At 51.7% G+C, this 14,367-nt stretch carries 15 protein-coding genes, 1 riboswitch and 1 other annotated feature; of the genes, 5 read left to right on the plus strand and 10 right to left on the minus strand.

The window, feature by feature from the left end:
• Window positions 1–110 precede the first annotated feature (110 nt).
• From UCI88_RS10500 to UCI88_RS10510, 3 genes are read right to left on the minus strand one after another with little or no spacing between them, the layout of a single operon-like run.
• Window positions 111–566 (minus strand): Fur family transcriptional regulator, encoded by a 456-nt coding sequence (locus tag UCI88_RS10500; protein WP_256180339.1) that lies wholly within the window; start codon window positions 564–566, stop codon window positions 111–113.
• Window positions 563–1,381 (minus strand): metal ABC transporter permease, encoded by an 819-nt coding sequence (locus tag UCI88_RS10505; RefSeq protein ID WP_044502875.1) that lies wholly within the window; start codon window positions 1,379–1,381, stop codon window positions 563–565. Before UCI88_RS10505 ends, UCI88_RS10500 begins: the two co-directional genes overlap by 4 nt.
• On the minus strand, window positions 1,381–2,049 hold the full coding sequence (locus UCI88_RS10510; RefSeq protein ID WP_065360387.1) for a metal ABC transporter ATP-binding protein: 669 nt from the start codon (window positions 2,047–2,049) through the stop codon (window positions 1,381–1,383). Before UCI88_RS10510 ends, UCI88_RS10505 begins: the two co-directional genes overlap by 1 nt.
• A 132-nt stretch (window positions 2,050–2,181) precedes the next feature.
• On the opposite strand from UCI88_RS10510, the gene UCI88_RS10515 reads away from it, so the two are divergent.
• Both UCI88_RS10515 and UCI88_RS10520 read left to right on the plus strand, forming a co-directional pair.
• A complete protein-coding gene (locus UCI88_RS10515) occupies window positions 2,182–3,108 on the plus strand; it encodes a metal ABC transporter substrate-binding protein (protein WP_256180340.1) in 927 nt (308 codons plus the stop codon).
• Window positions 3,109–3,167: 59 nt separating this feature from the next.
• The gene (locus UCI88_RS10520) at window positions 3,168–3,896 is read left to right on the plus strand and encodes an HAD family hydrolase (RefSeq protein WP_256180341.1); all 729 of its coding nucleotides are present in this window, start codon (window positions 3,168–3,170) and stop codon (window positions 3,894–3,896) included.
• 100 nt (window positions 3,897–3,996) lie between these two features.
• Here UCI88_RS10520 and UCI88_RS10525 read toward each other — a convergent pair whose 3' ends face one another.
• The 6 genes from UCI88_RS10525 to UCI88_RS10550 form a co-directional block, all read right to left on the minus strand.
• The gene (locus UCI88_RS10525; RefSeq protein ID WP_256180342.1) at window positions 3,997–4,770 is read right to left on the minus strand and encodes an amino acid ABC transporter ATP-binding protein; all 774 of its coding nucleotides are present in this window, start codon (window positions 4,768–4,770) and stop codon (window positions 3,997–3,999) included.
• Between the two features lie 7 nt (window positions 4,771–4,777).
• A complete protein-coding gene (locus tag UCI88_RS10530; RefSeq protein WP_256180343.1) occupies window positions 4,778–5,482 on the minus strand; it encodes an amino acid ABC transporter permease in 705 nt (234 codons plus the stop codon).
• Window positions 5,483–6,214 (minus strand): amino acid ABC transporter permease, encoded by a 732-nt coding sequence (locus UCI88_RS10535; RefSeq protein ID WP_044502881.1) that lies wholly within the window; start codon window positions 6,212–6,214, stop codon window positions 5,483–5,485.
• A 20-nt stretch (window positions 6,215–6,234) separates the two neighbouring features.
• A complete protein-coding gene (locus UCI88_RS10540; RefSeq protein WP_226870323.1) occupies window positions 6,235–7,107 on the minus strand; it encodes a transporter substrate-binding domain-containing protein in 873 nt (290 codons plus the stop codon).
• A gap of 20 nt (window positions 7,108–7,127) precedes the next feature.
• Window positions 7,128–8,123 carry a uroporphyrinogen decarboxylase family protein gene (locus tag UCI88_RS10545; RefSeq protein ID WP_256180344.1) on the minus strand — a complete coding sequence of 332 codons (996 nt, stop codon included), beginning with the start codon at window positions 8,121–8,123 and terminating at the stop codon, window positions 7,128–7,130.
• Between the two features lie 64 nt (window positions 8,124–8,187).
• Window positions 8,188–8,402, minus strand: a binding site (T-box leader).
• A gap of 86 nt (window positions 8,403–8,488) precedes the next feature.
• Complete coding sequence (locus UCI88_RS10550; RefSeq protein ID WP_256180345.1) at window positions 8,489–9,259, minus strand: SDR family NAD(P)-dependent oxidoreductase; 771 nt, start codon at window positions 9,257–9,259, stop codon at window positions 8,489–8,491.
• Between the two features lie 199 nt (window positions 9,260–9,458).
• On the opposite strand from UCI88_RS10550, the gene UCI88_RS10555 reads away from it, so the two are divergent.
• The 3 genes from UCI88_RS10555 to UCI88_RS10565 all read left to right on the plus strand — a co-directional run bounded on the left by UCI88_RS10555 (window position 9,459) and on the right by UCI88_RS10565 (window position 12,716).
• The gene (locus UCI88_RS10555) at window positions 9,459–10,808 is read left to right on the plus strand and encodes an MFS transporter (protein ID WP_256180346.1); all 1,350 of its coding nucleotides are present in this window, start codon (window positions 9,459–9,461) and stop codon (window positions 10,806–10,808) included.
• Between the two features lie 12 nt (window positions 10,809–10,820).
• The gene (locus UCI88_RS10560; RefSeq protein ID WP_044502885.1) at window positions 10,821–11,249 is read left to right on the plus strand and encodes a hypothetical protein; all 429 of its coding nucleotides are present in this window, start codon (window positions 10,821–10,823) and stop codon (window positions 11,247–11,249) included.
• Window positions 11,250–11,315: 66 nt separating this feature from the next.
• Window positions 11,316–12,716 (plus strand): FAD-binding oxidoreductase, encoded by a 1,401-nt coding sequence (locus tag UCI88_RS10565; protein WP_044502886.1) that lies wholly within the window; start codon window positions 11,316–11,318, stop codon window positions 12,714–12,716.
• A gap of 74 nt (window positions 12,717–12,790) precedes the next feature.
• Here UCI88_RS10565 and UCI88_RS10570 read toward each other — a convergent pair whose 3' ends face one another.
• Complete coding sequence (locus UCI88_RS10570) at window positions 12,791–13,930, minus strand: MFS transporter (RefSeq protein WP_256180347.1); 1,140 nt, start codon at window positions 13,928–13,930, stop codon at window positions 12,791–12,793.
• A gap of 277 nt (window positions 13,931–14,207) precedes the next feature.
• A riboswitch (SAM riboswitch) is annotated at window positions 14,208–14,307 on the plus strand.
• Window positions 14,308–14,367 lie beyond the last annotated feature (60 nt).

Raw genomic sequence — 14,367 nt, forward strand, 5'->3', positions numbered from 1 at the left:
CCCTGGAGGATGTCTTTGACGGTATGTAATTTCTCTTGAGCACATATCTTTGTTTTTCGCATTAAAAATACTCCCCTTCAAGCAGCATGAGATTTTATTATTTCTCATGTCTACCTAAAGGGGAGCATATCATCGGACGGCGGGAGCTTTTTTTTGCAGGCAGGGCAGTACCCGTAGAGTTCGAGATTATGGCTGACGATATCGAAATCAGTCTTTTTTTCAACTTCTCGTTCATAATCATGGAGCGGACAGTGCGGTAAGTCTACGATTTGATGGCACTGTAAACAGATTAAACGGTGTGTATGGCCCGGCCGCCGCAGAGAAAACCCGTATTTCCCTTCGTCGGGAAGAAAAATTTTTTCCGTCAAATCCCGCTGGGTAAACATTTCCAAGATTCGATAAACCGTTGAAAAACTGACCTTATTCCCGCCTTCGAGAAGTTCCGCATAAACGGCTTCGACCGTGACGAGTGTCTGTTTACAGCTCAAGACATCCAGTACGAGATTGCGGGCCTTGGTACTCTTCATTCCATGTTGACGAAGGCAGTCTTTATACGTATCACTCATGACTGACGCCTCTTTTCTCTCCATGATAAAATCCCTTCTTTATAGATGATGACCAGCACCAAGACGGCGACAGCCGTCAGGGCCGTGACTCCGCCGGGGGCAGCATCGATATAATAGGACAAGAACAGACCCGACAAAATATCGACGAAACTGAAAAAGATGGAATACATCAGGGTCTGACGAAAGCCTTTTCGAAGCTGCAGGGCCGCCGCTACGGGAAGGGCTATGAGAGAGCTGATGACCAAGATACCGACGATGCGAATGGATACGGAAATCGTCGCCGCTACCAGGACAGAAAAAATATAATTGACGACTTTACTGTGAACGCCGGCAATCTGGGCCCCGTCTTCATCGAAGGTCAGCATGACCAGTTGGGGATAGAGCTTGGCAATGAGGGCCATGGAAACGACGCTGAGGGCGATAACGGCGTACACATCGTCCGTCGAGACCGTGAGGATACTGCCGAATAAGAAAGACTCTACATTGGTATGAACCAGTCCGGCACTGATGATGGTAATGGCAAGGCCGACGGAGAGGGACAAGATAATAACCAAAATCAACTCGGCATAACGTCTGAAACGACTGCGCAGAACTTCAATGAGGATGCCGAAAAAGCTGGTCAGGCCAAAGGCGCCGAGGACAGGGTTCCAATCGAGGAGTAACCCGACAGCAACGCCGGCTAAAGACGCATGGGATAAGGCGTCACCAATCATGGAATAGCGGCGCAGGACGAGGAAGATGCCGATGAGAGGGCAGACAATGGAAATGAGGATGGCTACGATAAAGGCATTTTGCATAAAAGCATATTCAAACATCAGTCTTCCCCTCCCATCGTAACCGACATATATTCATCGAGGTAGGCCTTCGGCGAGCAGAAGTGGCCATGGCCGCCGACGACGTGGAACAGTTTCGTCGAATTGCGGACGGCAAATTTCAAATTATGCTCTACCGTAAGGACTGTAATCCCTTGATTCTCATTTAAATCCTTAATAAAGGGGTACAATTCTTCCTGACTGCGGACGTCGATGCCCGTCGACGGTTCATCGAAAATGAGCAGATCGGGATGCCCCATGAGAGCTCTGGCAATGAGGACTTTCTGACATTGACCGCCGGATAAACTGCCGATGAGCTGGTCTTTTAAATCATAGACCCCCATCTGCTCTAAACAAGTCCGTATGAGGTCCTTATCTTTTAAATGAAGGACTTGCCGGTAACAGTTGAGCACTTCCCAGACGGTGATGGGAAACTGGCTGTTCAGCGTTTCAAAGCGCTGCGGCACATAAGCCCGATGACGATAGGTATTGGAAATGACGCCGCGGCTCGGCACGAGGAGTCCCAAAATGAGTTTAATCAGGGTGCTCTTGCCGCTGCCGTTTTCGCCGACGACGGAAATATAGTCCCCATTCCGAATGGTCATATTAATATCTTCGAGCAAATACTCGCCGTGTTCATAAGAGAAGTAAACGTGTTGTAAATCGATCATAACTGCCTCCGCTGCCATAAAATTATCGGTAGTTTATTATATCTCTACGCAAACGAAAATGCAAGGCATTTGCAAGTAATTGACAAAAAAAGGCGGTCGTGATACGATGAACGCCATAGGAGGTCGGTATCTATGTCATCTCATCACTCCCGTCTCCCGGCGCGGTTCTTGATGCTTCTGATTGCGGCTATGACCTTGTCAGTCCTGGCCGGCTGCGGCACCACGGCCGATGTACCAGACGACGGAAAACTGAAGGTCGCCGTCACCTTTGACGCCTTAAAAGAATTTACCCAAGCCGTCGGCGGCGATAAAGTCGATGTTTACACCCTCATTCCCGACGGAACGGAGCCCCATGAATTCCAACCGACGACGAAGACCATCAAACGCCTCGGTCAATCGCAGCTCTTCGTCTACAACGGACTGGGCATGGAACCTTGGGCTTCAAAAGTCGTCGATGCGGCCAAAAATACGTCCCTTCACACGGTCAATGCCTCTCAAGGCATTACACCGATCAAACTCACCGATGAAGAAGAAGCCCACGATCACGGCGACTATGACCCGCACATTTGGCTCAGCCTGATCAACGCCCAGCAGGAAGTGCGGAACATCGCCGATGCACTGTCCGAGGCCGATCCGGCCAACAAGGCCTACTATCAGCAGAATGCCGAAAACTACACCCGGCAGCTCCAAGCCCTGCAGGACGAATATGCCGGCAAATTCGCGAAGGCGCCCCGCAAGGATTTTGTCACCGGCCACGCCGCCTTTGCCTACTTATGCCGAGACTTCGGCCTGACTCAACAAAGTGTCGAATCGGTCTTTTCCAGCGGTGAGCCGAGTGCCCGCCAGCTGGCAAGGCTTGCCGATTACTGCCGGGCCCATAACGTAAAGACCATCTTCGTCGAAGACATGGTAAGTCCCGAAACGTCAGAAACCTTAGCCCGCGAAGTCGGCGCCCGCGTAGAGACGATCCACACCATTGAAACCAGTGAAGACGGCAAGTCTTACCTCGACCGCATGCAGGACAACTTAGAAAAGATTTACCAAAGCAGCCTGACTTGACAACCGGGCCGTTGAACGTTAAACTGTTCCGGTAAAAAGAACATGCAGGAGGCTCTCTCATGACAACCAAAAAATACAATGCCGTTATTTTTGATATGGATGGAACGGTCCTCAACACCTTAGATGACCTGACCGATGCCTTAAACTATGCCTTAGCACAGACCGGCCACGCCCATGCTTATGCGCCAGCCGATGTTCGCAACTTCTTCGGCAGCGGTGTCGTCGTTGCCATCACGCGAGCCTTAGCGATTGAACAGGGCCTCGCCTCGTATGATGAACTCGAAGCCATCGGCCAGCCCGGCGACAAGGTCACCCCGCAAATCGACCCTCAGGAAATCACCCGCATCCAGGACATCTATAAGCCTTATTATGCGGCTCACTGTGCCGTAAAGACCGGCGAATACGACGGCATCAGCACCATGATTCGCCGCCTCCGCGAAAAGGACGTCAAAGTGGCCGTCGTATCAAACAAGCCGAATCCTGCCGTACAGGACTTGGCTGCCGACTATTTCCCGGACCTCTTCGACAGCGTCCTTGGTGAACAGCCGCAAATCCGCCGTAAGCCGGCTCCGGACATGGTCCAAAAAGTGCTCCATGACCTCGGCCTCGCACCGGAAGACGCCGTATACGTCGGCGATTCTGAAATCGATATCCAGACAGCCCAAAATGCCGGCCTCGACTGCATCAGCGTCACCTGGGGCTTTCGGCCGACCGAATTTCTGAAAAGCCACGGAGCTTCCATTCTCGTCGATACACCGGACGAGATCGTCTCCGTCATCATCGGTTGATTCCTCAAAACACAGATTCTGCACCATACAAAGAAGGTCTCCTTCCCTATCGATTGATAGAGAGGAAGACCTTCTCTTTTTATATTCTATTATGCTTCTTTTATTCCTCTTCGTCCGGACCGTCAAAGGCGGTACAGAAAATGCGGTGCAGGAATCGTTTCGTCCGTTCTTCTTTCGGATGCTTGAAGATATCTTCCGATGAACCTTCTTCGACGATGACGCCGCCATCCATAAAGATGACATGGGTAGCTACGTCGGAAGCAAATTTCATTTCATGAGTGACGACGATCATCGTCGTCCCGGCTTTAGCCAAATCGCGCATGACCTTCAGCACGTCGCCGACCAGTTCCGGGTCGAGGGCCGACGTCGGTTCGTCAAACAAGATAACGTCCGGATTGACGGCAATGGCCCGGGCAATACCGACACGCTGCTGCTGGCCGCCGGATAATTGAGCCGGATAGTAATCGGCCCGGTCGATCATGCCGACGCGCTGCAAGGCATCCCGCGCCGTCTGTTCGGCTTCGGATTTAGGAATGCCGCGGCCCGTCGTCAGGCCGAGCATGACGTTTTCCAAAACAGTCTTGTTGGCAAACAGATTATATCCCTGGAACACGAAGGCCGTCTTCTTGCGGACAGCGGCAATCTCCTTATCGGAAGGCTTGCTTAAATCGATGTTCATGTCGGCAAATTCCATCTGCCCCTCGTCAGCCCGTTCGAGAAAGTTAAGACACCGCAGGAAGGTCGTCTTCCCGGAACCGCTAGGGCCCAGGATGACGACGACATCTCCTTTATTGATTTTCATATTGAGGTCTTTTAAGACCTCTACGCCGCCAAACTTCTTACGGACGTTTTTAATAGACATTAACATAGGCATACTCTCCTTACACGGCACGGAAGGCACCGATTCGTTTTTCAGCTATGCGGTAAACGAGCTGGACAATCGTGCAGACGATGATGTAAACGACGAAGACATCCAAATAGGCTTCAATATAGTTATAGCCGTACGAGGCGGCAATTTTCCCGATAGCCAGTACGTCTTTGACCGTCATCAGGAATGCCAGCGACGTGCCCTTGATCAAATTCACCGTAATATTGCTGACCGCCGGCAGGGCGACGACCATGGCCTGGGGAATGATGATTTGGCGATAGGTCTGCCATTCCGAAAGCCCAACGGATACGCCGGCTTCCATCTGTCCCTTATCGATACTCATCAAGGCCGAGCGGAATACTTCGGCTAACAAGGCGATAGTATTGAGAGAAAAGACGATGACGGCATACCAGAAAGGATTGACGCTTTCAAAGATATTGAAGGACGAGCCCATGGACTTCAATGCGAAGTTAAGGAAGCTCGGCAAGAGACTGTACATCAATAAAATCTGTAGTACCAACGGGGTTCCGCGGACAAAGGAAATATAAAATCTCGTAATCCCCGTCCCCAGTTTATGCCCCCGCAGGCGAATGACGGCCATATAAAAGGAGATGGGAAGAGCGATGATCAGTGACAGAGCCGTCAGCCCTAAGGTAACGCCGATACCGTCCCAGATCTTATAAAACGTTTCAATCATAAAACCATAATCGAGTTCCATTTACGGCTCACCTCCTCCCGCCCGGGCATGACCCATATGGACGCCCTTGTCGAGGACGCCCTCCAAGAGAGCAAATCCCTTTTCAATGATCAGGGTCATGATCCAGTAAATGATCATACAGGCCAGATAAATTTCAATACTATAGGCTCCAAAATTTTGAGCGATGATCAAATTCCCCTTACCGATCAGGTCGATGAGGCCGATCGTATAAGCCAAGGCCCCTTCTTTAAGCAAGTTAATCGTCGAATTGCCGAAATTAGGCAGGGCAATAAGGGCCGCCTGGGGCAGCATGACCTGATAAAAGGTCTGGAACGGCGTCATGCCGATGCTGACTCCGGCTTCATACTGTCCTTTGGGCACAGCTTGATAAGCCGCCCGAAAGACTTCCGAAATATAGGCTCCGAACAAAAGGGTAAAAGTAATGATTGCAAACAGAGCCCGATTGGTATCATTAATATCATAATCCGTCATCGATTCTATCAGCTTGGGCAGTCCATAAAAGACAATGAACAGCAGCACGATAGGAGGGGTACACTTCAAGATGTAAGTGTACCCGTGCGCCAGCCAGCGCAAAACCCGGATGCGTCCGAGTTTTGCCCAGGTCAGGCCCATCCCTAAGAGGGAACCTAATACAATGCTTGAAACGGCTACCAGCAGCGTTACCGACAGATACGACAATAAATCCGGCATAACCGAGAAGATAACAGACGGATTAAACACACGTGTATCCATCAAAACGTCCTCCTTCGCCTTTACTGCGTAATATAGTTAGACAGGCTTTCGCCAAAGTATTTCTGTTCCAGTTCGGCAATCTTGCCTTCCTTGCGCAGTTCATCGATGGCCTGGTCGACTTCGTCAGCCAATTTCTGTTCTTTCTTATTGAACAAGGGGTAGGTCGGAATGCCTTTATAGCGGATGTAGGTCAGGCTGTCGTTGAATTTGTGGTACGGTGCATCGTCTTTGACGATGTTGTTCTTGTAGCTCAGTTCAACTTCGAGGTAGCCGTCATAGCGGCCTTCCATGACCCAGCTGTAAGCGTCGGCAATCTGGAAGGCTTCCGACGACTGAAGCTTGATCTGTTTGTCAGGATGTTCCTTATTATAGGTATCGATGACCATGTAGCGGGCATCCTGAGGTGCAATGGGAACGAGTTTGCCGCTGTACTGGGCAAAGGAATCCATGTCATGGATCTTATCAGCGTCGGCTTTACGGATGACTAAGCCGATGACACTGGCGCCAATGTAGTTTTTCGGGAAGATGTATTTCTTTTCCCGAGCTTCCGTTTTCCAGATTCCCTTCGTACCGATTGTGTATTTACCCGATTCGACGCCGATGAGCAAATCATCGTCCGAGGTCGGTGTAAACTTCCAGGTATACTGGGGCAGCTTCTTGGCTACTTCCTGCATGACGGCAACTTCAAAGCCGTCGGGCTCGCCCTTATCATTGACGAAATCATAAGGCACGTAGTAGTTGGTAAAGGCCACGTTGACGACCTTTTTCTGGCCGTCTCCGCCACCGGCGGCAGAATCGCTCTGTTTACCGCAGCCGGCAAGGACTGCTGCTACGACACCGACTAATGCTGCCGTCAATACGGCTTTCCCTAACTTTTTCATGGTAAACTTCATTTTCATCTTCCTCTCTCTGCCTATCGGGCAGCTTCACGAACCCACTCAAAATGATTCCAATCGATATCACGCGGAACGGTGCAGTCAGCGCCGAGAAGGACGCCCTGTCGACCGGCTTCTGCTAAAATCCGCTTCGTTTCAGCTTGAATTTCTTCTTTCGAGCCCTTATACAACAATTCAGAATCTAAGTTTCCAAAACCGCCTAAAGCCGGGCGATTGTTGAGGATTTTCCGGCCTTCCGGAATGGGGACGCCTTCTACGACAACGGCCCAGTTTACGGTTTTTACATCGTAATCTTTATATAAGGAAAGGTCATTGCGGTGACCGGCATAACCGCAGATGTGGAGAATATTGTAGTCGCTGACGCTGTTGGCAGCGGCTAAGATTTCTTTTTCTCCCGGTTCCAAGACCTCTTTGTACAGCTCCGGCGAAATGCCCAATAAATTCTGAAGGCTGAAGTAAATGCCGGTGACACCGCCTTCGGTAATCAGCCGTTTGGCAAGTTTCGCCAAATCATGGGAAATGACATCCAAGCCCTGACGTACGGCCTTTGGGTCTTCCTTGACGGCATTGGCCAGGAAGGCTTCACTGGCATCGAGGTCGGCCTGCATGAACTTGACCGTCGTTCCGGCACAGAATACGTTGAAGAACATGGCCAATTCATCGCCATAACGAGCTGTAAGGCGTTTCGCATAGTTGATCTGCTGGGTAAACCACTTATCGTCATCGGCTAAGGGTTTAATCTTTTTAAAATCAGCCGCCGTCTTAAGGTTCATAGCCGTTTCATTTTCATAAGGGAAAAAACCGTCGGTCATGATTTTAACGAAGTCCGGTTTGGCTTCATCGATGTAGCGGGTCTGGCCGGCGAAGACCTTTTCCGTCAATTCCGGATGTTCGAAAGCATTGGCCTGGATTTCATCGTCTAAGAAATGAAACCAAAAACCGGAAGGGACGCGTTCAACCGGTTTGCCGTCCATGGCTGCTAAAACTAAGTCTTTTTTACGTTGTGTCATCATAACTCCCCCTGCATACAATATCGAATAATCAGAAAATCATACAAAAAAAGCCGCCAATCTCTACAACAGAGACGGCGGACCGCGGTTCCACTCTGAATTGCAGCCTAGTGCTGCCACTCGAAACCGGTAACGTCGGTAATACGGGATGACATACTCAATTCCTTCATCCTGCTCCCAAATGCATTCCACCATATTCCAAGGCCAAACGGGCTTTCAGCCGGTGACCCGTCTTCTCTGTTGTCTCTTCCTATGTGTACTTGTTTTGGTCATTGCATTTCTCAATGTCTACAACAATAGTACACATTAAAACATCTCTTGTCAAGTATAGTTTCAAAAAAGTTTTTTTATATTTCGTAAAAAATAGATCAATCACCGTAGGAATACCCGGGATTCAAGGTCACGTTGCGGCCGCCCGAGACCTCGATGACGGCGGCATTCATATAGGCCGCCTGCTGACTGGCCAGAAAGACAATGGGGCCGGCAATTTCTTCGGGACTGGCAGGCCGGCGCAGGAGACATTCTTTGACCTGCTTTTGAAGTTCATCGGCATCGATGGTTTCAGCAACGAGAGGCGTCCGGGTGAAGCCCGGCATGATGGCCAGAACGCGAATTCCCTTGGCGGCCACTTCCCCGGCCAGGGTATTGGTATAGTTTACGACGGCGGCCTTCATGGCCCCGTAGAGCGTCGCCCGGCCCGAAGTCGCACACCGGGCGGCCAGGGACGATACGTTGATGATGACCCCTCCCTGTTTCTCTAAAAAGGGAATGGCCGCTTGACTGCCCATGACGACGGACTTAAAGTTGACCGCGTAGTGAGCGTCTATTTCGGAAGGCGTATACCAGTCGCCCTGACGGGCAATAGAGGCTCCGACATTATTGACCCACACGTCGATCCGGCCGAAATGAGCATAGACCTGATGGGCAAAGGAAGAAACATCGGCTTCATCAGTCATATCGGCCTGACAGGCAAAGACAGCCTCTCCCAGTGTTTTTACGGTTTCATCGAGAAGTTCCCGACGCCGGCCGCAGACAGCAACCGATGCTCCTTCCTGTAAAAAGGCCTTGGCCGTTGCCAGACCGATGCCGGCCGTACCGCCGGTGACGACGACAACCTTGCCTCGAAGTCCTAAATCCATAGTAAATCCCTCCTTTTTCAACAATTTTTCTTTTACTATACCATAAATCTCCAAGTTCTACATCTCTTATCACGAGAAAAACTTATTTTTCAAAAGGACAAAACAGTTTTATACATTGCGTTTTTTTAATAAAGAATTCACCCTGCCCGCATATACTGGTATAATGTATTTATGACAGTGACATGAGTGAGGTGCAGCGATGACGACAGAAAAGCGTATTTTTTATTCAATTTGCCTGATAAGCTTTGTCGGCCCTTTTCTGTCTACATCGATCAACATCGCCATTCCGGTCATGGCCGACCAATTCAGCACGACACCGGACCGCATGAGCTGGGTCGTCACCTTGTTCCTGATGACGACGGCGGCATTTCTGCTTCCTTTAGGAAAGGTATCAGACGTCCACGGCAGGCGAAGAACGTACTCTGCCGCCTTGATAGTCCTGGCCTTGTCATCCATCGGGGCTGCCTTGGCCCCGACGCTTCCCATCCTTATCGGACTGAGGGCCCTTCAGGGCATCGCCTTGGCCGGCATCTATGTATCCTATATGCCCCTGCTCTTAGCCACGACCGATGAATCCCGTCAGGGCCACATCATCGGTCAATCCGTCGCTTTGACGTATCTCGGGCTCTCTTTGGGACCTGTCATCGGCGGCGCCTTGACGGAGTTCATCGGCTGGCGCTGTATCTTTCTCTTGGCAGCCGTACTGGTTCTCCTTTCATACCTCTTCATCCGTCCTGTCCAAAAAGAATGGTATGAAAACGGGGCTCCTTTCGTCAATGCCGTCAGCTCGGTCCTGTCGGTCAGCGCCATTCTCTGCACCTTATACGGCCTGTCATCTTTTTCAGACAATGGTGTTTTCTTTTACGCAGGACTCGTCCTTTCGATCATCTTCGTCGTCCACGAAGGCCGGTCTTTTCACCCGCTCCTGCCGCTCTACTTATTTCGCAGCCTGACCTTTTCCATGTCCAACCTGGCTGCCCTCATCCAGTACAGCGCGACCTATGCCGTGTCGTTTCTCTTGTCCCTCTACCTGCAGGTCGTCCTCGGCCTCACGCCGGCGATCTCCGGCACCGTCTTATTGATCCAGCCCCTGGTCATGGCGATTTTTTCGCCGCGGGCCGGCGATTTATCCGATAAGTACGGACCGCGAGGCATTGCCTCCCTGGGCCTGTTCCTGACCGCACCGGGACTGTTGGCCTTCGCCGTCTTCACCGATATCTCCGTCGGTAAGGCAGGCCTGATTTTGGCCCTCATCGGCCTGGGCGCAGCCTTGTTCGGAGCGCCCAACAACAGTGCCATCATGGGCTCGGTCAAAAAGATGCATCACGGCATCGCCTCGAGCGTCCTGGCCTTGTCCCGCAACTTGGGACAAGCCTTCAGCATGGCTGCCGTCACCTTCATCATGACGACCGAAACGGAACAGGCTGCCGTCTACAAGGACGGCGTCCTCAGCGCCTTTCACGTCTCTTTCATCCTGTTGTCTGCCCTTTGCTTTTTCGCCGCAGCCGCCTCATTGGCTCGCGGCAGTTCCATTTCAAAACATCATTAGGAGGTATTTCTTATGAAAAAACAAGTTATCGCAGCTGTCACCATTGCATCCCTGCTCGGTTTTGCCGGCGGCACCGCCGTCCAGGCTTTCAATTTAGGCTCTATCTTAAAGGTAGGCGGCATCACCGTTTTGGTATCGAAATACGGCGACTCCATCAACGATTTTCTCAATAAACTGCTCATGAAGAACGGCGTCGGCACGGATTACGCGACGAAAGTCGTTCCCATCGTCAGTGTCGGCACGGGCAAATACATCGGTGCCGTCCAGGTTGTCGGACCGACGGCTCAGGTCGATAAAGTAAAGGCCGTCGCCCAACTCGAAGCGTCCTTTAACGGCATTGCCCGTGCCAACGCCCTGATCCCGATCGAATCGACGGACGTCAGCAATCTGAGCCGCGTCCAGGGCGTCGGCGTATCGGCAACGATCGACTTTAAATTCTAAAAACCTTCCCTAAGGACGGATGGCGTGGTAGAATAAGACAACACAAATTAAAGGAGGTTCCCTTTTGTGAAAAACTTTCAACCTATTACGCCCGAAATCATTGAAAAGTTAAAGGCCATCACCGGCCCGACATACGTTAAGACCGACCGCGACCTGCTCTTGCAGTACCAGACGGACTACGAAACGAACCCGGCCATGTTCCACGTGCCGGACGCCGCAGTCCTGCCGGCCAATGCCCAAGAAATCTCGGCCATCGTCAAATTGGCCAATGAGTATGACTTTCCCATTACTGTCCGCAGCGGCGGCACGAGTCTTGCCGACGGAGCCATTCCCGTCTGCGGCGGCCTGGTCCTTTGTATGGACCGCCTCAATAAAATCATCGAACTGAACGAAGACGGCATGTACATGACTGTCGAAGCCGGCGTCCGCACGATTGACCTTCAAAACGAAGCCAAAAAAGTCGGCCTCATGTATGCCGGCGACCCGTCGAGCGCCGAAAGCAGCCTCATCGGCGGCAATCTGGCAACCAATGCCGGCGGCCTCCGCGCCGTCCGCTACGGCGTCACCCGCGACCAGGTCTACTGCCTGGAAGTCGTCACCCCGACAGGAGACATCGTCGAATGCGGCCGTATCCTCAAAAAGAGCTCGACCGGCTACGACTTGGAACAGCTCATCATCGGCAGTGAAGGAACGCTCGGCATCATCACCAAGGTGACGGTAAAGCTCATCCCCCTGCCGCCGTACCGCTTCGACGTCCTGGCCGTCTACACCGATCCGCGCAAGGCCCTGCACATGGTCCCCAAGCTGATGAAAGCCGGTATCGATCCGACCAGTGTCGAATACATGGACAACTCGTACGTCCGCGGCTGTGCCGATTACTGCCATTACAAGGACATGCCCCATTACGACGACGGCATTTACGTCATCATCACCGTCGAAACCTTCCAGGAAGACGAATTGGACACCAAAATGGACAAAGTCTGCACGATCTGTGAAGAATCGGGGGCTGTAAACGTCCTCGAAGCCGACGACCGCATTTGGAATATGCGCCGCAACTGCCAGACCTCAGTCGAACTCCAGAGCAAGGTATTCCTGACCGACGACGTCGTCGTACCGGTTCATAAGATTGCCGGAACGATCGAAAAAATCATGGACATCGGTCAAAATTATCCCTTTGAAGTTAAAATCAATGCTCACATCGGCGACGGCAACCTGCACATCGTCCTCTGCAAGATGGATATGAGCGACGAAGAGTGGGACAAAAACGTCGAAGAATTCCATCAACAAGTATACGCCTATGCCTACAGCGTCGGCGGCCGCCTGGCCGGCGAACACGGTATCGGCGCCAAAAAGCTGAAATACATGGAACAGTTCACGCCCAAGGGCGAACTGACCATCATGAAGACCATCAAACGGGCCCTCGACCCGAAGGGTATCTTAAATCCGGGAAAAGTCATCGACGCATAAAAAACTACGGCCTTATGAGGGATTGCTCATAAGGCCGTAGTTTTTTTATGCCCCCATCGTTCCGGCGGCAGCGATTATTCTTTTACGATTTTTAAGGAAATGGCCGCCATGACGACCAAGAGGACCGTGACCAGGCTGAAAGACGCGTACAGCGAATAGGTCCGGCCGATAAAGCCAAGGAGGGCCGGCGCCAAAAGGATGCCGGCGTAGCCGATGGTACTGACCGACGAAACGGCGTCAGAAATAGGCATGACTTTCTGCCGCCCCAAGAGGGAATAGAAAATAGGTACCGTGTTGGCCGTACCGAGACCGATTAAAATGAAGGACAGGAAGAGCAGCCAGCCTTCGCTGATCGTCAAGAGTCCGATAAATCCCAAAAAGGCAATGGGCAGGGACAGGGCAAGAAGGCGCCGCGGCCCCCAATGCATAGTCAGCGTATCCCCTGCCAGGCGGGTGATGAAGGACGAAGCCGTAAACAAGGTCAGCCCCAAGCCCGACCGGGAGATATCGATGCCCTTTTCAAGGGTCATGAAGACGCCGCTCCAGTCATCGATAGCGCCTTCGACGAGAAAGGCAATCATACAAATAAGGCCGATGACGGCGATTTGGCCCTTAGGCCGTATGAAGTGCGGCCGTTTCTGAGCCGCCTGGCGTTCATTGTGCAAGTGAGGCCCGAAAAAGAAAACGCAGGCCATGATGACAGCCGAACTGGCAAAGGCTACGCCCTGCCAGGGCAGGTGGAATTGGAGCAAAAAGGCAAAGAAGGCGGCGCCCATGAAATTGCCCAGAGACCACATGGCCTGCAAGCCCGACATGATGCGCGTACGAACTTTTCGTTCGATAAAGATGCCATTGATATTGACGACGACATCCATGAGGCCTAAAGAAGCGCCGAGGCAGACCGCCGTCAGGACAGCCAGCCCATAGGCCGGCATGTAGCACAAGAGATTCAAAAAGGCAGCGATGCAAAAGCCGGCGATGGTCAAGGAACGACGGCAGCCGAGACGGGCCGCAATGGTACCGGCCAGCATCATCATGATCAAGGCCCCGAGGCCGATTCCCAGCAAGAGAAAGCCCAAGTGGTCGGCCGGTATCGCCAGGTTCCGTTTCAAGAAAGGAATGAGCGACGCCCACGTCGTAAAGCCGAAACCGCCGATAAAGTAAAAGGCTTTTGCCGAATAAATCTGCCAATGTAAATCCCGTTCAAACTGCATATTTTATCACCTCGAAGCTATGTGCGCAAAAAAAGCCGGATAAAAAACCACAACAGACCTGACTGCCCTTACGTCGACCTGCAAATATACGGACTTGCAGGACCTCCGGACAATGGCTGCTGCGACATCTTATCCAGCCTGATACAATACGGGTATAAAGCCCTCCGATGAGTAGGTTCATTATAACATGAGACAAAAAAATTCTCAAGAAAAGCAAAAAAGGACTTGACAGTGTATTCTCTCAATGGTACTATATACACCATCAACAACACATTGTCTTTCATCAAGAGCAGCCGAGGGAATGGCCCGATGACGCTGCGGCAACCCCCAATCGGGATAGGTGCCAAGTCCAGCGGTATATTACCGGCAGATGAACGAATCGCAATCCGAGCCGTCATCTGAATGACGGCTTTTCTTTTTGAGCGACAACTTCCATT

Origin of the sequence: Megasphaera massiliensis (assembly GCF_036305205.1) — a bacterium.
GTDB lineage: Bacteria > Bacillota > Negativicutes > Veillonellales > Megasphaeraceae > Megasphaera > Megasphaera massiliensis.